This window comes from Streptomyces sp. NPDC046122, from assembly GCF_056429965.1.
Genome location: NZ_JBWKLQ010000003.1, coordinates 251,982 through 276,873, shown reverse-complemented (window position 1 = coordinate 276,873; position 24,892 = coordinate 251,982). Strand labels below are relative to the sequence as shown.

At 72.9% G+C, this 24,892-nt stretch carries 15 protein-coding genes and 2 pseudogenes; 4 read left to right on the top strand and 13 right to left on the bottom strand.

Annotated elements, in window-relative coordinates; all coding sequences use genetic code 11:
• Positions 1 to 170 precede the first annotated feature (170 nt).
• The 3 genes from AC07FK_RS10555 to AC07FK_RS10545 all read right to left on the bottom strand — a co-directional run bounded on the left by AC07FK_RS10555 (position 171) and on the right by AC07FK_RS10545 (position 5,680).
• The gene (locus AC07FK_RS10555; protein ID WP_479104372.1) at positions 171 to 2,987 is read right to left on the bottom strand and encodes a helix-turn-helix transcriptional regulator; all 2,817 of its coding nucleotides are present in this window, start codon (positions 2,985 to 2,987) and stop codon (positions 171 to 173) included.
• A 248-nt stretch (positions 2,988 to 3,235) separates the two neighbouring features.
• Positions 3,236 to 4,168 (bottom strand): bis(hydroxyethyl) terephthalate hydrolase, encoded by a 933-nt coding sequence (gene bdeA / locus AC07FK_RS10550; protein ID WP_479104954.1) that lies wholly within the window; start codon positions 4,166 to 4,168, stop codon positions 3,236 to 3,238.
• A 282-nt stretch (positions 4,169 to 4,450) separates the two neighbouring features.
• Positions 4,451 to 5,680 (bottom strand): cytochrome P450 family protein, encoded by a 1,230-nt coding sequence (locus AC07FK_RS10545; protein WP_479104370.1) that lies wholly within the window; start codon positions 5,678 to 5,680, stop codon positions 4,451 to 4,453.
• A gap of 313 nt (positions 5,681 to 5,993) precedes the next feature.
• Between AC07FK_RS10545 and AC07FK_RS10540 the strand changes: the two genes are divergently transcribed.
• On the top strand, positions 5,994 to 8,729 hold the full coding sequence (locus AC07FK_RS10540; RefSeq protein WP_479104953.1) for an AfsR/SARP family transcriptional regulator: 2,736 nt from the start codon (positions 5,994 to 5,996) through the stop codon (positions 8,727 to 8,729).
• Positions 8,730 to 8,854: 125 nt separating this feature from the next.
• Positions 8,855 to 9,049: a hypothetical protein gene (locus AC07FK_RS10535; RefSeq protein WP_479104369.1), complete on the top strand. Its 195-nt coding sequence runs from the start codon at positions 8,855 to 8,857 to the stop codon at positions 9,047 to 9,049.
• Between the two features lie 25 nt (positions 9,050 to 9,074).
• Here AC07FK_RS10535 and AC07FK_RS10530 read toward each other — a convergent pair whose 3' ends face one another.
• The 4 genes from AC07FK_RS10530 to AC07FK_RS10515 all read right to left on the bottom strand — a co-directional run bounded on the left by AC07FK_RS10530 (position 9,075) and on the right by AC07FK_RS10515 (position 11,703).
• Positions 9,075 to 9,488, bottom strand: a complete 414-nt coding sequence (locus AC07FK_RS10530; protein WP_479104367.1) for a response regulator — start codon at positions 9,486 to 9,488, stop codon at positions 9,075 to 9,077.
• Positions 9,485 to 10,585 carry a PAS domain-containing sensor histidine kinase gene (locus tag AC07FK_RS10525; protein ID WP_479104366.1) on the bottom strand — a complete coding sequence of 367 codons (1,101 nt, stop codon included), beginning with the start codon at positions 10,583 to 10,585 and terminating at the stop codon, positions 9,485 to 9,487. The genes AC07FK_RS10530 and AC07FK_RS10525 overlap by 4 nt, the downstream gene beginning before the upstream one ends.
• The gene (locus AC07FK_RS10520) at positions 10,582 to 11,238 is read right to left on the bottom strand and encodes a response regulator (protein WP_479104365.1); all 657 of its coding nucleotides are present in this window, start codon (positions 11,236 to 11,238) and stop codon (positions 10,582 to 10,584) included. Before AC07FK_RS10520 ends, AC07FK_RS10525 begins: the two co-directional genes overlap by 4 nt.
• A gap of 84 nt (positions 11,239 to 11,322) precedes the next feature.
• Entirely contained in the window at positions 11,323 to 11,703 is a 381-nt protein-coding gene (locus AC07FK_RS10515) for an STAS domain-containing protein (protein WP_479104363.1), read from the bottom strand.
• Positions 11,704 to 12,167: 464 nt separating this feature from the next.
• Between AC07FK_RS10515 and AC07FK_RS10510 the strand changes: the two genes are divergently transcribed.
• Entirely contained in the window at positions 12,168 to 14,606 is a 2,439-nt protein-coding gene (locus AC07FK_RS10510) for a glycoside hydrolase family 3 C-terminal domain-containing protein (RefSeq protein ID WP_479104361.1), read from the top strand.
• Positions 14,607 to 14,707: 101 nt separating this feature from the next.
• A complete protein-coding gene (locus AC07FK_RS10505; RefSeq protein WP_479104359.1) occupies positions 14,708 to 15,751 on the top strand; it encodes a LacI family DNA-binding transcriptional regulator in 1,044 nt (347 codons plus the stop codon).
• Between the two features lie 129 nt (positions 15,752 to 15,880).
• Here the strand turns inward: AC07FK_RS10505 and AC07FK_RS10500 are convergent.
• From AC07FK_RS10500 to AC07FK_RS10475, 6 genes and pseudogenes are all read right to left on the bottom strand, one after another.
• A pseudogene (locus tag AC07FK_RS10500) lies at positions 15,881 to 16,938 on the bottom strand (DUF1996 domain-containing protein).
• A gap of 143 nt (positions 16,939 to 17,081) precedes the next feature.
• A pseudogene (locus tag AC07FK_RS10495) lies at positions 17,082 to 18,984 on the bottom strand (discoidin domain-containing protein).
• A gap of 289 nt (positions 18,985 to 19,273) precedes the next feature.
• Entirely contained in the window at positions 19,274 to 21,472 is a 2,199-nt protein-coding gene (locus AC07FK_RS10490; RefSeq protein WP_479104357.1) for a discoidin domain-containing protein, read from the bottom strand.
• 166 nt (positions 21,473 to 21,638) lie between these two features.
• Positions 21,639 to 22,994 carry a GH1 family beta-glucosidase gene (locus AC07FK_RS10485; protein ID WP_479104355.1) on the bottom strand — a complete coding sequence of 452 codons (1,356 nt, stop codon included), beginning with the start codon at positions 22,992 to 22,994 and terminating at the stop codon, positions 21,639 to 21,641.
• A gap of 31 nt (positions 22,995 to 23,025) precedes the next feature.
• On the bottom strand, positions 23,026 to 23,865 hold the full coding sequence (locus AC07FK_RS10480; RefSeq protein ID WP_479104952.1) for a carbohydrate ABC transporter permease: 840 nt from the start codon (positions 23,863 to 23,865) through the stop codon (positions 23,026 to 23,028).
• A gap of 28 nt (positions 23,866 to 23,893) precedes the next feature.
• Positions 23,894 to 24,892, bottom strand: a complete 999-nt coding sequence (locus AC07FK_RS10475; RefSeq protein WP_479104353.1) for a carbohydrate ABC transporter permease — start codon at positions 24,890 to 24,892, stop codon at positions 23,894 to 23,896.

Below are 24,892 nucleotides of genomic sequence, written 5' to 3'. Positions count from 1 at the left end.
AAGGCCGGACCGACGGGGTGAGACGGACGTGGGGGATGCAGATCATAACCAGCCACGCCGTGAAATGGAGTAGTTGCCTCCATGATCAGTACGTGGTAATTGCGGCGGACGACGTTGCGGACCGGAAGCCGTATCGGAGTTGAACCGATACGCACCGCACTCCGCCGCCCCTAGGACGGCGTCTCCCCGGCCCCGGCCCGGTCCACCAGCCGGGACAGCTCCACCCGGGAGCGCACCCCCAGCTGTGCGAAGACGTTGCGCAGGTGGTGGTCCACCGTGCGGTGGCTCACGGACAGGCGCTGCGCCACCTCGCGGTTGGTCGCCCCCTCCGCGACGCAGTGCGCGATCCGCAGCTGCTGCGGCGTCAGGCAGGACAGCGCCCCGGCCGGTTCGCCGCCGGCCACGTCCCCGGTGGCCCGCAGCTCCGCGCGCGTCTGGTCCACCCAGGCGAGTGCCTCGGACCGTTCGAAGGCCACCAGCGCGTCCCTCAGCCGCCCCCGCGCCTCGAGCGGACGGCGCCGGCGCCGCAGCCACTTCCCGTACAGCAACTGGGTGCGGGCCCACTCGAAGTCGCCGTCGGCCAGGGCGTGCCGGGTCAGCGCGTGGGAGTACAGGGCGTCGGCCTCGTCGGGGTCCGCGAGCAGCGCCCGGCAGCGGGCGAGCAGCGCGGGCGCCTGCGGGTCGCCGCCGTGAGCGGCCCAGGCCGCGAACTCCTCGACGACGTCGCGCGCTTCGCACGGCTGCCCGGCCAGCGCGGCGGCCTCGACGAAGCAGGGAACGGCCAGCATGCGGAGGGCGAAGTGCCCCCGGCGCGGTCCCACCCGGACCAGCGGGCCGAGCCGCGCGGCGGCCTCGGCGGCCCGGCCGCGTCCCAGGTCGGCTCTCGCCGAGGCCCATTCGGCCAGGGTGGCCGCCTGGGCCAGGCCGTGCGGTCCGGCGATCGCCATCGCGGCGCCCACGTGGCCGCCGACGGCCGCGGCGTCGCTCTCGACCGAGGCGACGAGGGCGAGGATCGCGTGCAGATGGGCGGCGGCGTTGCGCTGGCCGGCGCGGTGGGCGGCGCGCAGCCCCGCGCGGGCGTGCGCTCCGGCCCTGGCGTGCCTCCCGGCCCGTAACTCGGCGTACGCCAGGTGCTCCAGGAGCCGGGGCACGAGGGCGACGAGGTCCCGGGCCCGGCCGAGGGCCAGGCCCCGCGCGGTGACGCGGCAGGCCGCCGCGATGTCGCCGAGGACGAGCGCGGCTGCCCCTGCGCGCAGCAGCCGCTGCGGTTCGTCGTCGTCCGCGGCCCGTTCCACCACCCGCCGCAGCGGGCCCCGCGCGTCGTCGGGCCGTGCCCGCAGGGCGGCGAGCAGGCCGGCCCGGTAGTCGTCGTACGCCCCGTCGGTCCCGCCTGGGACGCCCGACGCGGTGCGCACCGGCGGCGCGTGCGGGCACGAGGTCTGCCCGCCGGGGTGTGCCGGGGTTCCGGCCAGCGCCGGGTCGTCCGCGCCGAGCGCGGCCAGGCATCCCGCGGCGTCACCGGCGGCCCAGGCCGCGTCCATGGCGGCGAGGCGGGCGGCACGGGCGTGGTGCGGGTCGTACGGACCGAGCAGGCCGGCGGCCACCAGCAGCGCCCCGTGGGCGTCGGCGGCGGGACCGTCACCCATCGCCAGGAGGCCGGAGACGAATTCGGCCCGCCCGCGTACGGCGTCTGGGGCGCGGCCCGTACGGGCGGCGGTCAGCAGCTCCCGCGCCCGGTGCGGATGGCCCGCCAGCCGGGCGAGTTCGGCGGCGGCGGTCAGGCGTGCGGTCCGCGCGCCGTCGTCCGCCGTGGCCAGTTCGGCGGCTGCGGCCAGGGCCGCGGAACGCTGGAGGCCCGGCACCCCCGGGTCCGCCGCGGCCGCCGCCAGGCCGGCGGCGAGTCCAGGATCGGGGGCGTCGGCGGCCAGGGCGCGGTGCAGGAGGCGGGGCAGGCGGCGCCGGTCGCCGGCGAGGGCGGTCGCGAGCAGGTGGTGGGCGGCCCGCCGCCGGGCCGCCGGGGCGCCGGCGTGGACGGCGCGACGCAGCAGCGGGCTCTCGAAGCGGATCAGGTCGCCGTCGGCGCGCGCCACTCCCGCCCACGCGTCGGCGTCCAGGGCCCGCGCGCCGATGCCGGCGGCGCGGGCGGCGCGCGCCACCAGCGCCGCGTCCGCTCCCCCGGATCCGGGCGTCTGTTCCTGCGCGGCCGCCGCGAGGAGCAGCACGAACGCGGCGTCCGGCGGCAGCGCGGCCGGCCGGTCGCCGGCCGTGCGCAGCAGGGTCTCGCCGTCGGCGAGCGGCCGGGGCAGCGGCGCGTGCCCGGAGAGCTGGGACGGTGAGAGACGGCCGGCCAGTGCCGTCAGCAGGGCCGGATTGCCCTCGGACTCGTGCAGCAGCGCCTGCCGTACGGCCGGGTCCGTCCCCTCCCCCGCCAGCTCGTCCAGCAGTTCCCCCGCGGCCCGTTCACCGAGCGGGCCGAGGCGGACGACGGGCAGCCCCGCGAAGTCGGGGTCGTACGCCCGGTGCGCGGCCGTGGTCAGCAGCAGCCCGACGCCGCGCAGGGCCTCGGGGCGGCGGGCGGCGAAGCCGAGGGCGGCGCGCGACCGGTCGTCCCACAGGTGCGCGTCGTCGACGCAGACGAGCAGGGGCCGCCCGTCGGCGCGTGCGCGCAGGGCCTCCAGCAGGCCGCCCGGCGGGAGCCCGGACCGCAGGACGCGGGAGGGCGCGGGGTCGCCCGGCGCGTCGCCGGCGGCGCACAGCAGCGCGTGCGCCCCACTGTGAGGGAGGCCGCTCTCGGCCGGTACGGCCCGGGTGTGCAGCACCCGTCCGTCGAAGTCCGCCGCGGCGCGGCACACAAGCGCGGTGCGGCCGAGTCCCGGCTCGGCGGCGAACAGCACGGCGCCCCCGCTGCCGGAGCGCATCCGGTCCCACAGCGCTGCCACGGCTGCCAGTTCGGTGCGCCGGCCGTGCAGCCGGACGGCGGCGCTCACGGTCGTCCTCCGCTCACACCCGTCACGTTACTTCCGCGTAAGCGGTTACGGAAGCCTCGCGTCCAGTACCGCACGGGGTCTGGACAACTCATCTGACCTGCAATAACGACGAGTTGCGAGGACGACGCTGGGCGCGTGAACAGCGTCGGCGGGTGAAATCTGTGCGCACGCACACGGCCCGGGGAAAGCGGCGTGCCGGTGCCTGGCCGCGAGCGCGCGACCGGCACCGGCACGGAGGGGGGTGAACGTCAGGAGGCGTGCGGACAGTTGCCCCGGTACTCCTCGATGGTCAGGCTCGGACGGGGCAGCGGGCACAGGAACTGCTCGTAGCGGGTGTCGTTGTCGATGAACCGCTTGAGCCAGGAAATGCTGTACTTCGCGATGGTGGTGTTGGAGGTGTTGGGCGTGAAGTGCGACGCGCCGTTGAGTTCCAGGTACGCCTTGTCCAGGGTGGACGGCAGGCTCTCGTAGAAGGGCTCGGAGTGCGAGCCGACCGGCGCGACGGTGTCACCGTCGGCCCCCACGACCAGCGTCGGCGTGCGGAGTTCGGGCCACGTCTTGTCGGTGTTCCACCCGGTGAGCGGGATCGCCGCCTGGAGGGACGGACGGCTCTTGGCCGCTTCCAGCGTGCCGCCGCCGCCCATCGAGTGGCCCATCACACCGAGTCTGCTGCTGTCGATCCTGCCGCGGACGGTGCTGCGCTCGGTCAGGTGGTCGAGCGCGGAAAGGAGCTGGCGGCCCCGGCTGTCGGGCTGGTCGTACCGCGTGAGGGTGTCGATGGTGAAGACGACGAAGCCCTGGGAGGCGAGCCGGGGGCCGAGCCAGGCGATGGACGACTGGTCGGCGGTGAAGCCGGGCGAGACCACCACCGCGCCGAAGGTGCCGTCGCTGGTGGAGGTCGGGTAGTAGACGGTTCCGCCGCCGAAGCCGGTGACGGCCAGGGAGGAGACGGTGGTCCGCGAGACCGCGTAGGGGCCGGTGGCCGCCTCGATGCTCGCGGTGGTGGGCGCCGGGCCGCGCTCGTACGGGTTGTCCGCCGCCTGGGCGGCGGGGGTCAGGGCGGTGCCGAGTCCGCCGACGGCCAGGAGCGCCGCCAAACCGGCCACGAACGACCGCACGCGGCCGTGGCCACGCCGGCGGTGGGCCGGGGCCGCGAGGTGCGCGCCGGTGTTCTCACTGATGTTCTGCTGCACGACTGAGTCGTCCTCTCGGTCGTGACGGAGCCACCGGGCAGGCCGGACGCCGCACTCGTCTCCGAGGGCCGCGGCCGGCCGTACGCCCGGCGGGCACCGCCGTTCGCTGGGAGGTGTCACTGTCGCGGTACGCCCCGCGCGGGGGCATCGGTGGAATCACCTGCCTCCCCCGCCGCCGCCCGCCGCGCGGCCGCGTGCGCCGGCACGGCCGCAGGGGGAGGGCGCTCGGCTCCCGGCGGCCCTCCTCCGCGGGCGGGCCGCCGGCCGGGGTCAGCCGGTCAGGCGGGCGGGAAGGCTGCGGTGGCCGTTGGAGATGAAGGACTCCACCGGCAGCAGGCCCTGCGACGGCACGGCCGGCGCCAGAGCGGGGAAGCGCTCGAAGAGCGCGGGGAGCGCGATCTGCGCTTCGAGCCGGGCCAGGGGCGCCCCGAGGCAGAAGTGGACGCCGTGTCCGAACGCGAGGTGCTCCTTGTTCGGCCGGGTGACGTCGAACCGGTCCGCGTCCTCACCGTGGTGGGCGGGGTCGCGTCCGGCGGCGGCGTAGGCGGCGAGGATCGCGTCGCCCCGCCCTATGGTCACGCCCCCGGCCTCGATGTCCTCCACCGCGTAACGCAGCGGCAGGCTCGCCACCGGTGCCTGGACGCGCAGCGTCTCCTCGATCACGTCGTTCCAGCCGGCCCTGCCGGCCCTGACGAGTTCCAGCTGCTCGGGGTGGGTCAGCAGGGCGTGGATCGCGTTGTCCAGCAGATTGACCGTGGTCTCGTGCCCGGCGCTGATCACCAGGAGCAGCGTGTCGACCAGTTCGGCCTCGGTGAGCCGCTCGCCGTCCTCCTCGCGGGCGGCGATCAGGACGCTGGTCATGTCGTCGCCCGGGGTTTCGCGCTTGCGGGCGACGAGTTCGGACAGCACCCGGTGGATGCCCTGGAACGTGGCCGATGCCTCCTCGGGCGTGATGGCGGTGTTGAAGATGCTGTCCACCAGGCGGCGCAGCTCCTTGCGGGTACGGTCGTCGTCGACCCCGAACAGCTCGCAGATCACCTGGATCGGTATCGGGTAGCAGTACTCCTCACGCAGGTCCACGACCTGCCCCGCAGGAGCCGCCGCCAGGTCGTCGAGGAGGTCGGCGGTCATCCGCGCGATGCGCGGCCGCAGGGCCTCGGTGGCGCGCGGGGTGAACGCCGTCGAGACCAGTTTCCGCAGGCGCCGGTGGTCGCTTCCGTACGCGGTGAACATGTTGGTCACGGCGACCCAGGTGAACAGCGGCCAGTCCGGCGTGATGTCCCCGTTGATCCACGCGGACCAGTGCCGGCGGGGGTCCTTCGACACGCGGGGGTCGGTGAGAAGTTCCTTGAGTAACGCGTGATCGCTCACTGCCCAGGCCCTCACCCGGCCGGGGAGCTCCACCAGCGCCACCGGCCCCCGTTCCCGGATCCGGGCTGCCTCTCCGTGGATGTCGGCACCGGCCGGGTCGATGACGACAGGACAGGTTTCGTGTTTCATCTGCTTGCTCCAGAGGGTTCGTTCACGGTGACCGGCCGGTGGCCGGTGAAGAGCACACGGGGAAGGCGGCCGACACCCGGTGGAATGGGCCCTTCCGCCCTCGACCGGCCTACCCCGACGGCCCGTCCGATATCCGGGTGGCGGCCGGGCAGTTCGGTCGGACGCGCCGCGGCCGGCGGTCCGCGCCTGCCCCCGGCCCGCCCACGGGGGCCGTGCGGGCGTTTCCCCTACGCCCGTACGCCCGGACGTCCGGCCGCCGGAGGTCCGAAACCGTCCGGTAACCTGGCTCCTTCGCCCAAAAGGAGTTGTGTCAGTGGAATTCCGGCTGCTCGGAGCGGTTTCCGTCGCCACCGAGGCCGGCGAACTGCCCCTCGGTCCCGCCAAGCGGCGCAGCCTTCTCGCCGCACTCCTGCTGCGGCCCAACTGCCCTGTGCCGGTCGACCGGTTGACGGACACCCTGTGGGACCGCGAACCGCCGCGGCATGCCCGCAGCGTCATCCAGGGCCATGTGTCGCGCCTGCGCGTGCTGCTCTCCGGTGCGGACGCCGGCATGTACGGTGTCGAGCTCGTCACGCAGGGCACGGCGTACGTCCTGCGCATGCCGGAGACGCTGCTGGACGCCCACCGCTTCGAAGAGCTGGTGACGCTGGCCCGTGGGCAGCGCGCCGCGGGCGACGCCGTGGCGATGTACCAGGAGGCGCTGTCGCTGTGGCAGGGGCCCGCACTGACCGGCGCGTATCCGAGTCCGCCGCTCCAAGCCGCCGCCCACGCGCTGGAGGAACTGCGGCTGGCCTCCGTGGAGTCGCTGGCGGCGGCGTACTCCCGGCTGGGCGAGCACGCGCGCGCCGCCGCGGTGCTGCGCGCCGAGGCCGGGAACCATCCGCTGCGCGAATCGCTGTCCGCCGCGCTCATGCGGGCACTGCGGCGCGCGGGTCGCCGCTCCGAGGCGCTCGACTGGTTCCACCGCACCCGGCGCCTGCTCGCGGACGAACTGGGCGTCGACCCCGGCCGGGAGCTCGCCGACGCCTACGCCCTGGCGCTGCGCGGCGAGGACGACGAGGCGGAGGAGACCCCTGCTCCGGCTCCGCCGGCCGCGCCCGCCGCCGTCCACGGGCCGGCTGCCGCCGTGCCCGCGAACACGGTCGATCTGCTGCCGCGTGTGCCGCGCGGGTTCCACGGGCGGGCCGCCGAACTCACCGCGCTGTCCCGGGCGGCGGCCGGTGAAGCGCCCGTCTGCCTGGTCACCGGGCCCGCCGGCGTGGGCAAGACGGCGCTCGTGGTGCACTGGGCCCATCGCAACCGCGCCGCGTTCGCCGGCGGCCTCCTCTACGCCGACCTGCGCGGTTTCAGCGACACGGGCGAACCGTCCCACCTGGAGGTGCTGCGCGAGTTCCTGCTGGCCCTGGGCGTCGCGCCGCGCCGTGTCCCCGAGACGACGACCGGCGCCGCCGCGCTGTTCCGGTCCCTCGCCGCCGACCGCCAGCTGCTCGTCGTGCTCGACAACGCCCGCGGTTCCGACCAGGTCAGAGAACTGCTGCCGGGCGGCGCGCGGTGCGTCACCGTGGTCACCAGCCGGTACCGGCTGCGCGGCCTGATCGCCTCCGACGCCGCCCGTCCGGTGCCCGTGGACGTCCTGGAACCGGAGGACAGCACGGCGCTGCTGGCCGCGGTGCTCGGCAAGGAGCGGGTGCTGGCGGAGACGGTGGCCGCCCGGCGCCTCGCCCAGCTGTGCGGGGGGCTTCCCCTGGCGCTGCGGGTGGCCGCCGCGAGGCTGGCGGACCAGCCCGACTGGTCGCTGAGCGCGATGAGCGGCGAACTGTCCGACGAGTCACGCCGGCTGAGCCTGCTGGACGTGGAGGACACCGGCGTACGGGCGGCGCTGCGGCTCACCGTGCGCCGGCTGCCCGAGGAGGTCGCACACCACTTCGCGTACCTGGGACGCCACCCCGGAACGCACGTCGACCGGTACACCGCGGCGGCCCTGGCGGGCACGGACCCGGTCGCCGCAGAGGCCGCGCTGGACCGGCTGACCGCCGCGCACCTCGTCACCCGGACCGCCCCGGACCGCTGGACTCTGCACGATCTCGTACGGCTGTACGCGCGTGACCTGGAGGCCGGGCCCGACGCCCTGGTCCGGGTGCTCGACCACAGCGTGGCCACCGCGCTCGCCGCGGCCGGCGCGGCGGAGCCCGGCGACGAGTCGTGCTTCGCGCTTCCCGCCGACTTCCGTCCGCCGCGGGCGACTCGGAAGTTCGCGGACCGGGACCGGGCCATGGCCTGGTACGCGGCCGAACGGGACGACCTGGCCCTGGCGGCGGCCGCGGCCGGCGCCGCCGGCCTGCACGGCAGGACCTGGCGCATCGTCCTCGCGCAGTGGCCGCAGGTGGTGTGGCGCGTCCTGGACGGATGGACGCCTCTGCTGGAGACGGCACTCGACGCGGCGGTGGCCGACGCCGACGAGCGCGCCGAGTCGCGGGTGAGGGCGCTGCTCGGCTGGGTGCTGACCGAAGAGGGCCGCACGGACGAGGCGTTGCTCCACCTGGAGGCCGCCCCGGCGCTCGCCGCCCGGGCCGGTGACCGGAGCGGTGAAGCGACCGCGCTGGTGAACCTCTCGCTGGCCCAGGCGTCGCTCGGCAGCCCGGAGGAGGCGGCCGAAGGGTGCGTACGGGCCGCGCGGCTGGCGCGCGAGGCCGATTCCCCGCACACCGAGCGGCTCGCCTTGTACCACCTCGCCCGGCACCGGCTGGAGGCGCGGCAGTGGCAGCCGGCCCTCGACACCTCCGTCACCGCCCTCGCCCTGGACGGCGGCTCGGACGCGTCGGCGGCGTCGCGGGTGCTGTTGCTCACGGTGGCCGGGGAGGCGCTGCTGGGGATGGGCCAGGAGGCCGAGGGCATCCGCCGCCTGGAGGGCGCGGCGCGCGAGGCGGAGTCGTCCGGCTACGACGAGGGCGCCGTACGGGCGCTGGGCGCGCTGCTCCGGGTCTCGGCGGACGTGGGCCTGCGGGCCCGGTACGACACGGCGATGCTGCGCCTCATGGCCCGGACGTGAGCTGCGCTCCCCGCCGGGCGGCGCCCGGCGCCGGGCCGGCTCGGAGGGCCACCCGGCGGCAGGGCGACGTACGTTCGAACGGTCCATCGTCGTGACGTCCGGCCGGACCTGCAGTTGAGCAGGGCATGAAGAAGCGCAGCATGCTCGCCGTCGCGTCCCTCGCCGTCGGAGCGGCCATCACCGCCCTCAGCCCCGCGCCGCCGTCCGCCGAAGGGTCGGCGGCCACGGACGGCGCGCTCAACAGCGTCGACGTCGTCGATGTCGTGGACTCCGGCGGCAACGGGGAAGACCGGGACGAGAACGCCTCAGCGAGGGCGTAGTCCCGTCCCGTACAGGTGTCGCAGTTCAGGAATCGTCCGGCGCGGCCCTGCCGACACGGCGCAGGGCCGCGAGGAACTCCCGGTTGGTGACGCCCTTGAGCACGTACGCGCGGACACCCGCACGCCGCATCTCCTCGACGGAGCCCTTGTCGTCGTACGCGGAGAACGCCACGATGCGACTGCCCGGCGACCATCGCGCGATCTCTCTCGCGACGTGGCAGCCGCCTCCCGGGAACCGGACGTCCAGTACGACGAGGTCCGGTTCATGACGGCGAGCCAGTCGGATCGCCGGCTCGGCGCTGACCGCGGTGCCCACGACCTCGAAGTCGGGCTGCGCCTGGACGACCTCGCCCAGGGCGTCGAGGAGCATCAGGTTGTCGTCGCACAGGAGCACGCTCAGCGGTGCGCCGGCGGAGTCGCCGGTCCCCGTCGCGGTCACGCCGGATCGTCCGTGGGCGCCGGGACCGGTTCCGGGTTCGGCACCCAGAACTCGACCGTCGTCCCCACTCCCGGTTTGCCGTGCATGGACCACCAGCCTCCCGCCGTCTCGGCTCTTTCGCGCATCTCGATGACTCCGAAGTGCTCGTGCACGCCGTCCACGGCCATCGACGCCCCGACGCCGTCGTCCTCGACCCGTGTCAGGATGCCCGAGTCGGCCGACACCACGCGGAGCGCGACCGCGCTCGCCTGCGCGTGCTTGCGTACGTTCAGAAGGGCCTCCTGAACGATGCGGAATACCGTGATGGCCGTCTCGGGCGTGGGCTCGCGGTCCAGCGAGTGGTCGAACGAGCAACCGATCCCCCAGGCACCCGCCACGTCCTCCAGGTGGTTGGAGAGCGCCTCGACGAGGCCGTGCCGGTCGATGCCGGGCGGATGCAGGCGGAACGTCAGGTTGCGGAGGCGGCTGATCGCCCCGCGCACCGACGTGTCGAGCCGCTGCAGTTCCTCGGCGCACGACTGCGGCACCCGCTCCGCGAGCAGCTCGAGCCGCATGCCCACGGCCACCATGGCCTGGATGGTGTCGTCGTGGACGTCCCACGCGATGCGACGGCGTTCCGTCTCCTGCGCCTGGACCAGGTGGTCGAACAAGCGGCGCCGCTCGCTGAGGGCGTGCTGCGCGGCGCGCCGTTCGGACATGTCACGGGTGACCTTGCCGAATCCGCGCAGCCGGCCCTCGTCGTCCCACAGGGCGGTGATGACGACGTTGGCCCAGAACCGGGAGCCGTCCTTGCGGATGCGCCAGCCCTCGTCCTCCAGCCGGCCGTCGGCGATGGCCGTCTCCAGTTCCCACTCCGGCTTGCCCGCCGACTTGTCCTCCGTCGGGTAGAAGACGGAGAAGTGCTGTCCCAGGATCTCCGCGGCGCTGTACCCCTTGATCCGCTCGGCTCCCGCGTTCCAGCTGATGATGTAGCCCTGCGGATCGAGCATGAAGATGCCGTAGTCCAGCACTCCCTGCACCAGCAGGGTGAAGGCGGCCTCGGACAGGGGCTCCGCCTGCTTGCGCGCGTACTCCTGCGGTTTCTTTTCGGGCCTCACTTCAGGAGTCCCTCACGGCGTGCGATCGTCACGGCCTCCAGCTGGGACCTCGCCCCCAGCTTCTCCAGCACCCGCTGGACATGGTTGCGTCCCGTGTTGAGAGCGACCCCCAGCCGGTCGCTGAGCTCCGCCGTGGTGAAGCCCTCTCCCAACAGATCGAGCGTCTCGCGCTCCCTTGGCGTCAGCTTGGCGCCGGGCCCGGGGGTCCGGCCGGTCAGCTGCCCGAGCACGTCGCCCAGCAGGTCCTGGCTGAACACCACCTCGCCCGCGGCGACGCGGCGTACGGCGTCCTCCAGCTCGCTCAGGCCGCTGGCCTTGAGGATCAGCCCGGCTCCGCCCGCCTCCGCCACGCGGGCCGCCACCGACGCGCTGCCCTCGCCCGCCAGGACGAGGACGCGCACATGGGGCACGAGCGCCGCCAGATCGGAGATGGCGGCGACCCCGTCACCGTCCGGCAGCCGCCGGTCCATCACGACGACGTCGGGCTCGTACCGGCCGGCGTCGTCCAGCGCCGACGCCACCGTCGCCGACCGTCCCACGATCTCCAGACCGGGTGAACGCTCGAGGGCCAGGCATATCGCCTCGGCCACCATGTCGTGGTCCTCGACCAGCAGGATCCGGACCGGTCGACTGCGCGGGAGCGTTGAAGGCATCAGAGCATCCTTGCTGGTGGCGGACGGCACGATCATGCCAGAGGACCCCGGCGCGGCGGGACGGCGGTGGCCGCTGCCCGCGCCTCATTCGCGGCGGGTCGATACCGCGCCCACCTCTTCGGTCCCGCCTGCCCTGCTGGTCCCGCCCGTCCCGCCGGTCAGGACGTCGTCGGCCCCGATCATGGCAAGCAGCCGGGCCGGCTGGGGTCCGACGCCTTCAACGACCAGATCGACACCCGCCACCAGGGCGGAGATCCGGGCGCGCAGAAGGGCGTTGACGCCGGCGCAGTCGCAGAACGAGATGCCGGTCAGATCGAGGCACAGGCTCTTCGGCTGCTCCGCCAGACAGGCGGCGACCGCCTTCCGCAGGTACGGAGCGGTGTCCAGATCGAGTTCGCCGACGAGGGTCACCCGGGCGGCGCCCGACTGGGCGAAGGCGTACGACTCGAACGCGCGCAGGCTCACGGCGACGCACACCTCCCCCCGCCAGGCCGCACCGCACACCGCGGATTCCTGTCGGGTGCCCCTTCTGCCGACGGGCACCCTGTGACCAGCTGTCGCATCCCAACCTCAAGATAGTGCGAGGACACCAGTGTCCATCTAGTGAATCTGCACTAGGTGGGCAAGTCAACGCGCACGTTGCCACTTTCGGCCGCGCTACGGGAGCCGCCCGGCCGGGACTCCGCCGGAACACACCGGGCGTCGGCGTCGGCGCGGCGACCCCAACAGGCTCGCCGCCCTCACGCGGGCCATCACCTCCCTGCGCGGACATGGCTCGATCATGTTCACCCTTCGGCGTGAACCTCCGGTCGCAGAGCCCCGTCGCGGCCGTGAGCCGCCCGGACGCCCTCTGCGCATTGACAGGAGCCGGGTCACGTCACCATGCTTGGAGAGCGCTCTCCCACGGTGCGCACCGAGGAGGCAGCAGGATGAACGAAGCGGAACGCGCGCGGCTGCTCGACAAGTTGGATCCGGCGCAGAAGGTACGGCTCCTCACCGGGTCCACCACCTGGCGCACCTCACCGGAGCCCGCGATCGGCCTGGAGGCGATGACGGCCTCGGACGGCCCCGTCGGGGTGCGCGGGGAGTCCTGGGACGAGCGGAGCACCTCCGTACTGCTTCCCTCGCCGTCCGCTCTCGCGGCAATGTGGAGCGACGAACTGGTGGAGCGGCTCGGGGGTCTGCTCGCGACCGAGGCACGGCGCAAGGGGGTCGACGTGCTGCTCGCGCCCAATCTCAATCTGCACCGCTCACCGCTGGGCGGCCGCCACTTCGAGTGCTTCGCGGAGGATCCGGAGCTGACCGGGCGTACCGGAGCCGCGCTGATCCGCGGCATCCAGGCCCGAGGCGTCGCCGCCACCGCCAAGCACTACGTCGCCAACGACTCCGAGACCGAGCGGCTCACCGTGGACGTCCGGGTGCCCGAACGCGTGCTGCGCGAGGTCTACCTGGCGCCGTTCGAGGCCGCCGTCGCGGCCGGGGTGTGGCTCGTCATGGCCGGCTACAACGGCGTCAACGGGGTCACGATGACCGAGAGCCCGCTGCTCGCCGAGCCGCTCAAGGGCGAGTGGGGGTTCGACGGGGTCGTCGTGTCCGACTGGGGGGCGGTGCGCTCCACCGCGGCCGCCGCGCTCGCAGCCCACGACCTCGCCATGCCGGGACCGGAGAGCAGCTGGGGAGACGCGCTGGTACGGACCGTGCGCCGGGAAGCCGTGCCGCTGGAGGCCGTCGACGACAAGGTCCGCCGGATGCTCCGGCTCGCCGGCCGGGTGGGGGCGCTCGGTGCGCCCGGGGCGGCCCGTACGAAGCCGGCGCCTCCTGGCGACGAGCGGCCGCTGCTGCGCCGGGCCGTCGCCGCGGGATCGGTCCTGCTGCGCAACGACGGCGTGCTGCCCCTGGAGCCCGCCGACCTGCGGACGCTCGCGGTGATCGGGGAGTACGCCACACGGCCGAGGGTCCAGGGCGGCGGCAGCGCCGGGGTGTTCCCGCAGCGTGTCGTCCCGCCGCTGGAGGGGATCCGCGAAGCGTTGGGCGACGGTGCGCGGGTGCTGCACGTCCCCGGTCCCGCTCTCGCCGCGGCTCCCCCTCCGCTCGACCCGGCGCTGTGCCGCGACCCGCGCGACGGCGCGCCCGGCGTGCTGGTCCGGGCGCTCGACGCGGACGGCCGCGAACTCCACGCCGAACACCGCCTGTCCGGGCGTCAGGCGGAACCGTACGTGCCACCGGGCGCGCGCAGTGTCGAGATCAGCGCTCTGCTGACACCGGGAACGGGCGGTGAGTGGACCTTCGGCGTGGGTGGCTTCGGCCGTACGACCCTCACGGTGGACGGGCGTGCCGTCGTCGACGGTACGTTCCCCCGGCTGACCGACGACCCTGCCGTCGTCCATGTGAACCCGCCGTGCCACTACGGCCGTGCACGGCTGACGGGCGCTCGCCCCGTGCACGTGGTGGCGCGCCGTGAACTGACGCCCGGCACGGGCCGCGCCGTCGTGGTGAGCGCCGCCCCGCCCGCACCGGATCCCGTCCCGGCGATCGCCGAGGCCGCCGAGGCCGCGCGGAACGCCGACGCGGCGGTCGTGTTCGTCGGCACCACGCAGGACAGCGAGTCCGAGGGCCGCGACCGGACCGGTCTGGCTCTCCCCGGCCGCCAGGACGAGCTCGTGCGGGCCATGGCGGCCGCGAACCCCCGTACCGTCGTGGTCGTCAACGCCGGCGGGCCGGTGGAACTGCCGTGGCACGAGGAGCCGGGGGCGGTCCTGCTCTCCTGGTTCCCCGGCCAGGAGGCGGGGACCGGCCTGGCCGACGTGCTGTTCGGCCGGGCGGAACCGGGCGGACGGCTGCCGACCACCTGGGGCGCGGCCCTCGGCGACGTGCCGGTCGCCGGCACCCGGCCCGATGCCGGCGTACTGGAGTACTCCGAGGGGCTGCACATCGGCTATCGGGCGTGGCTGCGTGCGGGGCGTACGCCGGCCTACTGGTTCGGGCACGGCCTCGGCTACACCACGTGGGAGTACGAGCGGCTGGACGTCCCCGCGTCCGTGCCCGGCGGCGCCTCCCTCACCGTGCGCGTCCAGGTGCGGAACACGGGGGGCCGGCCCGGCCGCGAAATAGTGCAGGTGTACCTGGCGAAGCCGGACTCGGCGGTGGAGCGTCCGCGGCGCTGGCTCGCCGGGTACGCCGCCGTCGGGGCGGGCCCCGGCGACCGGGTGACCGCGACGGTTCAGGTGTCCGCCCGGGCCCTGCGGCACTGGTCCGAGACACAACGCGGATGGTGCGCCGAGCCCGGCGCGTGGCGGGTGCTCGCCGGCCGGTCGGCCGGTGAGCTGCCGCTGACCGCGGCGCTGCACGTAGGTGAGCGCGGGATGTGAACCTGGCCCTCAAGAGGGGACGCGGGCGCCGGACGTGCGCACGCGACAGGACGGCGGAGAGCGCTCTACCGGCTCCGTGACCACCCGATAGGGTGCGGGGCATGACCAGACACCTGCCGACTCTGGAGGACGTCGCCCGGGAGGCGGGCGTCTCGCGGGCGACCGTCTCCCGGGTCATCAACGGCATACGGAACGTCGATCCCGCCATCCAGGAGGTGGTGCGCGGTGCGATCGAGCGGACGGGCTACACGCCGAACCGCGCCGCGCGGTCGTTGGTGACCAGGCGCGCTGAGACGATCGCCCTCGTCGTATCCGGCGCGGGCGACGACGACTCCGGGAGCGAGAACCCCTCGTTCGCGACGCGGGTGTTCGCCGACCCGTTCTTCGGACGGGTGGTCGGCGGAGTGGTCAACTACCTGCGGCCGAGGTCGATGCACCCGGTACTGATGTTCGCCGAGTCGGAGGCCGCCCGCCGTCAGGTCCTCGCGTACCTGAGGCAGGGCAGCGCGGACGGGGCGCTGATCTTCTCCACGCACGCCGAGGACCCGCTTCCGGCGCTCCTCGCGGCGGAGAGACTGCCGTGCGTACTGTTCGCCCGGCCGGCCCTGGCGGCGCCGGTCAGCTACGTCGATCTCGCCCACCAGGACGGCGGGCGGCTGGCCGCCGAGCACCTGCTCGCGCGCGGCTGCCGGCGGATCGCGACGGTGACGGGGCCGTTGGGCCTGCCCGCCGCACAGGACCGGCTGGCCGGCTTCCGCGACACCATGGCGCGCCACGGTCACCCGTACCTCCCCATAGCCGAGGGAGGCTTCACACTCGACAGCGGCGCGACGGCGATGGCGCGGCTGCTGGGGGAACACCCCGCCGTCGACGGGGTGTTCGCGGCGAACGACCTGATGGCGCAGGGGGCCTGCCAGGCGCTGCGGGAGCACGGCAAGCGGGTGCCGGACGACGTGGCGGTGATCGGCTTCGACGACTCCGTCACGGCGACCACGTGCCGTCCGCCACTGACGACGGTCCGCCAGCCGATGGAGGAGATGGCCGCGACGATGGCGCGCCTCCTCCAGGAGCACATCGAGGGGACCCGGCCCGAGCCCACTTCGGTGATCTTCGAACCGGAGCTGGTGGTGCGCGAGTCGGCGTAGCGGGCCGCCGTGCCCTGGGACCGAGCCGCCCGGAGGAGCGGAACGCAACCGGAAGCCGCCGGGGGCCCGTCCCGCCCTCCCCGGTGCGGGGACGGCGGGGCGGGCCCGGGGAGCGGGTGGAACGCAAGGTCAGGGCAGCCGGTGGTCGGGGCCCAGGGCGGCGCCCTCCTGCGGGTGGTTCTGGTCGTAGCCGCGAGTGTCGCACTGCAGGCCGCCGACGACGCAGTGGTCGACCAGGGCCTTGAGCGTCGGCTCGTTCCACGCGTTGAAGAAGTCGTAGTGGAACGAGTATCCGCGCCCGCTGGCGAGCTTGACCTGCGACATGTCGCCGTCCACGGGGAACGCCATCTTGAACTCGATCATGGGCAGCGCCACGGGGTGGCTCGCCGGGCAGACGTTGTCGTTGGTGCCCGGCTTGACGACCGGATAGGCCATGTGGCTCTGGTGGTCGGGGGTGTCCAGGTGCAGACCGGTCCAGCAACTCGGGGCCTGCATACGGAGATTGAGCTGGGATCCGGCCGGGCAGCTCTGCGGGAAGTCGACGTTCTTGAAGCTCTCACCGCACTCCCACCCTTCCACCCAGCCCGGGTGGTTCCGGAAGTCCTGGGCGCTTTGGGCGGGGTTGCCGACGACGTAGCGCAGACCCTTGGGGAAGGGGCGCACGCTGGTGTAGTCGGTGACGCCCGCCTTGTAGTAGATGACCTGGGGGCCGGCCGGCAGGATCTTCTTGTCGCCCTTGTAGAGGGAGGGCATCCAGTAGGCACTGGCGTCGCCGGGGGCCTTGCACGCGGTGGCGCCGCCGTACAGCGTCGCAGTGGTGCTCGTCGCGTTCGTCGACGTATTGCCCATGAACGTGTGGTCGTGGGACCTGCCGGGCTGCGCCGGGTAGACGTGTGGGTGACCGCGCAGTTGGCCTGGAACTCATGGAAGTAGCGCGGCGCCGGTTCCCTGTCGGACGGGGTCACGCCGGTCACCGGCGGGTTCGCGGGGATGTAGCCGTCACCGTCCGGGTCGTCTCCCGACGGCAGCGCGGACACCGCCGCGGTGTGGCCCGCGTGCGCCGAGGCCGGTGCGCCGGTGGCGGGGACGGCATCGGCGGCCGCCGTGATCGATCCGATGCCGAAGACCGTGGTGGCGAGAGCGGTGCAGACGAGTAGCGCGGAAAAGCCTCTGGAACTCCGTTTCACGGGGACCTCCTGGTGGGGGTGGACGATCGTCTCGCGGGGGGACATCCGGCTTGGGGCGGACGCGGCGAGGAAGAGCGCTCTCCGTATCGGGATGGCGGGGCCCGCCCGGTGCCGGGGAGGCCCTCCCTCGCCGTACGCGCGGATCAGCTGTAGACGCCGAACTCGTGGAGCGAGTAACCCCAGCCGGTGCCGCGTGCGGCGAGGTGCAGCCGCACGTGGCGGGCGGTCGCCGTCACGTCGATGGTGTCGATGTCGCCGTTGCCGGTGGTGGTGGAGTACACCGGCCGCCAGGTCCGGCCGTCGTCGGACACCTGCACCTCGTAGGACTTGGCGTAGGCCGGGTCCCAGGCCAGCTGGAGTTTGCGGACGGCGGTCGGCGCGCCCAGGTCGACCTGGATCCACTGCGGGTCGCTCCAGTCGCTGGCCCAGCGGGTGCCCGGGTCACCGTCCGTCGCCTTGGCGGGCGTGCAGGGGCAGTCGCCGTACTGGGCCTGGTAGGAGGAGGCGGTGGTGGGCTTGTTCAGCGCCACGTTCGTCCCGGTGACGGGAGGGGCGACGACCTTGACCGACTTGGTCTCGACACCGGCGTTGCCGCGCCCGTCCGTCGCCTCGATGTAGACCTTCCAGACCCCGGGCTTCTCAAGCGCGGTGACGGCGAACACGCCGTTGCCGGTGGCCCGCCACTTGGCCTCGACCAGACCCTTGTCGCCGTTGGCGTAGTTGCCGCTGAGGAAGATCTTGTACGTGAGCGGATCGCCGTCCGGGTCGCGCACGTCGGCCCGTACGGTGAACTCACCGCCGGCCGGTGCGGCCGAGGCCGGGGAGACGGCCATGTTCGTGATCACCGGCGGCGTGTTGTCCCCCGCCGTCGAGCCCGCGTACGCCTGCTTGACGGAGTAGTACGACAGCCTCTTGAGCCCGCCGGACAGGAGGTTGAACCAGATTCCGCCGAAGTCGTGCTCGGTGCCGTAGTGGAAGAGGGTGGCGCCGAGCGCGACGCCCTTGTGGCCGGTGACGCAGTCCCATGCCTTCGTGTAGCCGTCGCGCTTCTGTACGTCGGTGGGCTCGTCCGGGATGCCGTTCGCGTCGTCCGGGACCTCCCACTCACCGGCCGGCCCGCCCTCGGTGATGATGTAGGGCTTGGTGTAGCCGCCCTCCTCCCAGTCCTCCTGGACGCCGCAGATGTCGCCGTAGGAGTTCATCGCGTACAGGTCCAGGTCCGGCGCGTTGCGCTTGTAGTACGGCCAGGCGCCCGTCCAGGCGTCGGTCGAGGTGACCGGGTGGTCCGGATCAATGGAGTGGATCTTCTTCGCGGCGTCGTTGACGAAGGCAGCAGCGGCTTGGTGGAACCGTCGGTGCCCCAGGTGCGGATGGTGTTGACGCCCATCGACTTCAGATCGGGCAGGTACTTCGGGGCGTCCGCGACGGACGGGCCCCAGGTGAGGCCCCGGTGTACGGCTGGCCGCCCGCCCGCAGTTGCCAGTCGCCCGCGGAGCCGGTGACCTCGACCGCTCCGCCGGTGGGCGGCGTGGTGCCGTCGGCGGAGCCGTAGACCTGGAACTCCCACAGGCAGTAGCCGTAGCCACTGGAACGCGCCGTGCCGAGCATGCGCACGTAACGGCCGGACCCCGTGACGGAGAGGTCGTCGGTGCCGCCATCGCCGCCCGTGACGGTCTTCAGGGTTCTCCAGTCCGTGCCGTTGTCGGACGCCTGGATCTCGTACGACGTGCCGTAGGCGGTCTCCCAGGTGAGCACGACCCGGCTGAGGTCGGAGGTCTTGCCCAGGTCGACCCTGAGCCACTGGGGGTCGCTCCACCGGCTGGCCCACCGGGTTCCGGCCAGGTCGCCGTCCACAGCCGCGGAGACGGCGGTCCCGTCCCCTTCCTGCGAGGAGGCGGTGGCCGGCTTGCCCTGCGACAGCAGCGCGTCGGCGGCGTCGGCCTCGGGCGCCGCGGCGAGGGAGAGGGACGACGCGAGCAGGGCGCCGAGGGTGACGAGCAGCGTTGCGGGCCGCGAGCGGCCGGAGAGGACAGCGGGTCTGAACACGGGGGCTCCTGGCGGAAGGGTGTAGGGAGGGGCGGGGGCCGGCGTGCCGCGCCGAACGGGAACCGGGAGAGCGCTCTCCAAGGAGATTGGGCGGTGGGCGTGGGCCTGTCAACGCTTCCGGTGCCAACTCTTCCGGCGGCCGGGGCTGTTGGGGGCTGGCAGCCGGCCGCTGCCGCCGGTCGTACACGCCTCGGACGAACGCACGGAGCCCGGCGTCCTCGTGAGGAGAACGCCCGGGCCCCGGGACCAGCAGGTCACGCCCATGAGGGCGGACCGCCGAGTCAGCGCGTCAGGGGAAGGAGACCACCGTGGAGGGGACGGTGGACGTGCCGCCGGGCACCGTGGAGGCGCCGGTGTCGTTGATGACGTGGTTGTAGTGGCCCATGCCGCCGAGGGACACCACCAGCAGGCTGTGGAACTTCACCCCGGGTTTGACGGGGGTCTTGAAGCCGTGGTCCTGCCGGATCGCCGGGTCCACGTTGTAGTTGCAGTAGCTGCCGAGTCCCCACGCCTCGTGGGTGTCCACCGAGTCGTCCACCCGGTAGGCGGCGTAGCCCTTGGTGTCACCGTTCTGGATCGCGGCCTGGCTGGGGGCGTCGTACGCCTTCTCGTTCTGGTAGAAGATCGTCCGGCCCCGCTCGCCGTACCACTCCACGTCGTACTTGTTGAAGTGCTCGACGAACAGACCGGTGGCCAGGACGTCGTCACCGTTGACCCGCACGCCGTAGTCGGCGCGGTTCGTCTCCCAGCCCACGCCTTCGCCGTGGTCGGCGCGCCAGACCCAGGTGTGGTCGATGATCGTGTCGTCGCTGTTGACCACCATGCTGGTGGTGGCCTTGCCGGGGCCGGCGCCGCCGATGCGGATGTAGACGTCCTGGACGGTGGTGGGGTTGGCGGCGTGGTCCGCCGACGCCCCCTGCGGGCCCACTTCGAGCAGCGTCGTGGAGTTCACGGGACCGGCGTCGATGAGGAACCCGGCGAGCTTCACACCGTCGACGTCGGCGACCTTCATGGCCGTGACCCCGTTGTCGGGGATGATCGTGGCGAGGCCGAGGCCCAGCACGACCGTGTTCACGCGGTTGACCTCGATCGTCCGGTCCACGTGGTAGACGCCGGGCGTGAACAGCAGGTGCAGGCCCTGTGCGAGCGCGGCGTTGATGGTGGCGGCCGTGGCACCGGGCTTGACGACGTAGAACCTGCTCAGCGGGATCGACTCGCCCTGCGGGGTGCCGCTCGACCAGGTGGTGCCGCGCGCGTTGGTGCGCTTGGCCGGGGCGAACACCTTGTACTCGTTGCCGTCGAGGTACAGGAACGGCTTCTCGCGGGAGACCGGCGTCGTGGCGAGCGTGGTGTAGCGGGGCTCGGGGAAGCTGGTGGCCGGGGCGCCCTCGACGCCGGAGAAGACCTGGTTCCAGACGGAGTTGGACCAGCCGCCGATGGCGCTGTCCCGGGTGTACCACTGCTGTTGCGAGTAGTTGCCGATCTGGCCGTCGACCTTGCTGTCGGCGATGTAGCCGCCGCTCGCCCAGCCGTAGCCGTTCGGCGCCAGGTTCAGGCCGCCCTTGACGTGCATGCGGCGGAAGGACGCGGCCTGGGACACGGCCCAGCGGTTGGTCCCGCTGACCGGGTTGAGGGCGAGGTTCTCCGCCGAACGCCAGAAGTTCTGGGTCGCGTTGCCGTTGAACCAGCCGGCGTCGACCGTCACGTCCCCGTTGATGGTGGTGTCGTCGGGCCGCAGGCCGAGGCCGGAGATCGAGGTGTAGAAGCCGATCTGCGCGTTGAGGTTGTCGTACGTGCCCGGCTTGAAGAAGAAGGCGTGCCGGTCGTTGCCGAACTGGGCCGATTCCTGCTCCTTGAACACCTCGTCCAGCTTGGCCTGGATGCCCGGCGAGGAGGGGTCGAAGACGTGCACGTTCGGGCCGAGGTCTCCCCCGCCCGGCAGGGTCGGGCCGCCGCCGTCACCGGTGGTGCCGTACACCTGGAACTCCCAGAGCGAGTAGCCGTAGCCGGTGGCGCGGGCCGTCCCGTGCATGCGCACGTAGCGGGCGGTGCCGGACGCGTTCAGCGTCTCGGTGCCGCCGCTGCCCGCGGTGGTCGTGTGCGCGGTCGACCAGGTGGTGCCGTCGGTCGAGAATTCGATGCGGTACGCCTTCGCGTACGCGGTCTCCCAGCGCAGCACGATCTGGCTGACGGCCGCGGACGCGCCGAGGTCGATCCGTATCCACTGCGGGTCGGAGGCGGCGCTGGACCAGCGGGTGCCGGTGTCGCCGTCGACGGCGGCGGTGGCGGGTGTGCCGTAGTGCTCCTGACTGGACGCGGTCACCGGCTTGCCCTGCGACAGCAGGACGGGGGCGGCCTGGGCGGCGCCGGCGGGGACGAAGAGCAGAAGCGTCGCGACGAGGGCGGTGACGAGGGCGCCGGCCGTGGTCCGCCCGTAGGAGGGCGAGCGTCTGCGCGACGCCGGTGGACCGGTGGGGGGAGCGAGCATGGTGTGTCTCCTGGGTTGGGGGCGAAGAGAGCTGGAGAGCGCTCTCCCACGCAGGAGATGCTCGCGTGCTCTCATGGGAGGGTCAAGGGGGGTGCACGGCCTGGCCGTTGGGCACATCGGCCGGACGGGGGGCCGCCCGCGGGCCGCGGCCCGGGGGGCGGCGGGGTCAGAGAGTGTGGTGCCGGTGGTCGCGCAGGAGTCGCGCGAACCAGTGACCGCTGGCCTTGACGGTGCGCCTCTGGGTGGCGTAGTCGACGTGGACCAGGCCGAACCGCTTGTCGTAGCCGTACGCCCACTCGAAGTTGTCCAGGAGCGACCAGGCGTAGTACCCGGCGAGCGGAACGCCCTTGCGGATGGCGCGGGCGCACGCCGCCAGGTGCTCCTCCAGGTAGCGGGTCCGCTCCAGGTCGTCCACGGCGCCGTCGGGACCCACCGCGTCGGGGAAGGCGGAGCCGTTCTCGGTGACGTACAGCCTGCGGATTCCGTAGTCGTCGGTGAGGCGCAGCAACAGCGCTTCGAGCCCGCCGGCGTCGATCTGCCAGCCCATGGCGGTGCGCGGGACGTCGGGGACGACGACTTCCCGGGCGTACGGAACGGGCCCGGCGGGGTCGTCGGTGACCGTCGCCGGGAAGTAGTAGTTGAGGCCGTGCCATTCCAGGGGCGCGGCGATGACGTCCGCGTCACCGCTGCGTTCGGGCAGTTCGACGCCGTAGAGCTCGCGCATGTCGGCGGGGAAGCCGCGCCCGTAGAGGGGGTCGAGCCACCAGCGGTTGGTGTGGCCGTCCATGCGCGCCGCCGCCGCGATGTCCTCGGGACTGGTACTGGCCGCTTCGACGGTGGAGTGGTTGGTCACGATGCCGACCTGGGCGCCGGGCGCCGCCGCGCGAATGGCCTGGGCGGCGAGGCCGTGGCCGAGCAGCAGGTGGTACGAGGCCCGTACCGCGGCGGTCAGATCGGTGAGTCCGGGAGCCATGCGCCCTTCGAGGTGGCCGATCCATCCGGAGCACAGGGGTTCGTTCAGCGTGGCCCACTGCGTGACGCGGTCGCCGAGGCGCCCGGCCACGGCGCTCGCGTACGCGGCAAGGTGTTCGGCCGTGTCGCGCTCGGTCCACCCGCCCCGGTCCTGGAGGACCTGCGGGAGGTCCCAGTGGTACACGGTGATCGAAGGAGCGATGCCGGCGTCGAGCAGTGCGTCGACCAACCGGTCGTAGAAGGCGAGTCCCTCGGCGTTGACCGGACCGTCGCCGCCCGGGACGACGCGGGGCCAGGCGATCGACATCCGGTACGCGTTGGTGCCCAGACGCCGCATCAGGGCGATGTCCTCGGGCCAGCGGTGGTAGTGGTCGCACGCCTCGTCACCGTGATCGCCGTTGTCGGTCTTGCCGGGCGTGTGGGAGAACGTGTCCCAGATCGACGGCGACCGGCCGTCCTCGGCGACGGCTCCCTCGATCTGGTAGGCCGACGTGGCGGTGCCCCAGGCGAAGTCACGCGGAAAGGCGGCGAGGTCTATCGGTTCGGACACAGGGATCCTCTCGGGAACGGGCGGCAGGGGTTCACTTGACCGCACCGGCCGTCAGACCGGTGACGAGGTAGCGCTGGAGGAGGAGGAATCCGGCGACGACGGGCACGCTCACGACGAGCGAGGCGGCCATGACCTGGTTCCAGTAGACGTCGTTCTGGCTGGCGTAGCTCTGGAGGCCGACGGCGAGCGTGCGGGTCGTGTCGTTGGTCATGACGGAGGCGAAGAGGACCTCGCCCCAGGCGGTCATGAAGGCGTACACGGCGACGGCCACGATGCCGGGGATCGCGGCCGGCACCACGACCCGGAAGAGCGCGCCGAGCGGGCCGCAGCCGTCGACCTTGGCGGCTTCGTCCAGGTCTCTGGGGACCGAGTCGAAGTAGCCGATCAGCATCCAGATGGAGAACGGCAGGGAGAAGGTGAGGTAGGTGAGGATCAGGCCGCCGCGCGAACCGAAGAGGGCGATGCCGGTGGCGTTGCCGATGTTGACGTAGATGAGGAACAGCGGCAGTAGGAACAGGATGCCGGGGAACATCTGCGTCGACAGGACCGTCACGGTGAAGACGCGTTTGCCGCGGAAGGCGTAGCGGCTCACCGCGTAGGCCGCGAAGACGGCGATGACGACCGAGCAGACGGTCGCCGCCCCCGCCACGATCAGCGAGTTCACGAAGTAGTCCGCGAGCGGGACCGTCTCCCAGATGTCGAGGTACGGGCGGAAGGTCAGCCCGGACGGGACCCACTGGAACTTCCCCGACACGTCCTCCAGCGGCTTGAGGGAGCTGGAGACCATCACGACGACCGGAAGCAGGACGAACGCGGTGAGCAGGGTCAGGAAGATCCGCCGGCTCCAGACGAACGAGCGGGGAGCGGCCATGGGCGAGCGGGGCCGCGGCCGCTGCGGGTCAGTGGGCATCGGTGGCCCGCCTTCCACGGGAGGTGAACAGGAGGTAGCCGCCGGTCACGACGAGCAGGAACAGGAGCAGCAGGACCGACATGGCCGACCCGGTGCCGAAGTTCCACGTCTGGAACGAGGACTGGTAAATGTGGACGGAGATCAGGTCCGCCGCCTCCGGCGCCGCCTTGCCGAACAGGACGAACGGCGTGTTGAAGTCGTTGAACGTCCACAGGAACAGCACCAGGACCAGGACCTGGTTCACCGGCCGCAGCGACGGCAGGGTGATGCGGCGTATCTGCTGCCACATCCCGGCGCCCTCCAGGGCGGCGGCTTCGTACATCTCGCGGGGGATGTTCTGCAGCCCGGCCATCATGATGAGGAAGGCGAAGGGCCAGCCCTTCCACACGGACACGACGAGCAGGGCGATGAAGCTGTTGTCCCCGAGCAGCCAGAAGGGCGGGCTGTCGGTGAGACCGAGCTGGTCGTGCAGCACGTGGTTGATCAGGCCGTTGTCCCGCTGGAACATGAAGGCCCAGGTGATGACGGCGGCGTAGACGGGCAGTGCGTACGGGATGAGGAAGACCGTGCGCAGGAATCCCCGGCCCCGGAACGTCTCCTGCATGAAGATCGCGGCGGCCGTGCCGAGCAGCCAGCAGAGGCCGACCGACAGGACGGTGAACCAGCAGGTGGTGAAGAACGACCGCAGCAGCGCGTCGCCCACCGGGGCGTCGAAGTCGACAACGAGCGCGTAGTTGTCCGCGCCGGCCCAGGGGGCGGCGCCCCAGTCGCGGATGTAGAACTGGGTGAGCTCCTTGAAGCTCATGACGATGCCGATCAGCATCGGTATCAGGTGGACCAGGAGTTCCAGGACCAGGGCGGGGAGCAGCAGCAGATACGGCAGGCCGATACGGCGCAGGCGCCCGGAGCGGCGCGGGCCGCGCGCCGCTCCGGGGCCGGTCTTCACTGCTGTCCGCCTCCCGGTGGCCGGGGCAGCGGTGGTGGTCAT

Excerpts from the sequence above, each read along its gene's own strand:
- AC07FK_RS10475 (WP_479104353.1), bottom strand. The coding sequence starts at position 24,892 with ATGACCACCACCGCTGCCCCGGCCACCGGGAGGCGGACAGCAGTGAAG.
- AC07FK_RS10545 (WP_479104370.1), bottom strand. The coding sequence starts at position 5,680 with ATGAAACACGAAACCTGTCCTGTCGTCATCGACCCGGCCGGTGCCGAC.
- AC07FK_RS10480 (WP_479104952.1), bottom strand. The coding sequence starts at position 23,865 with ATGGCCGCTCCCCGCTCGTTCGTCTGGAGCCGGCGGATCTTCCTGACC.
- AC07FK_RS10520 (WP_479104365.1), bottom strand. The coding sequence starts at position 11,238 with ATGCCTTCAACGCTCCCGCGCAGTCGACCGGTCCGGATCCTGCTGGTC.
- AC07FK_RS10490 (WP_479104357.1), bottom strand. The coding sequence starts at position 21,472 with ATGCTCGCTCCCCCCACCGGTCCACCGGCGTCGCGCAGACGCTCGCCC.
- AC07FK_RS10510 (WP_479104361.1), top strand. The coding sequence starts at position 12,168 with ATGAACGAAGCGGAACGCGCGCGGCTGCTCGACAAGTTGGATCCGGCG.
- AC07FK_RS10505 (WP_479104359.1), top strand. The coding sequence starts at position 14,708 with ATGACCAGACACCTGCCGACTCTGGAGGACGTCGCCCGGGAGGCGGGC.
- AC07FK_RS10535 (WP_479104369.1), top strand. The coding sequence starts at position 8,855 with ATGAAGAAGCGCAGCATGCTCGCCGTCGCGTCCCTCGCCGTCGGAGCG.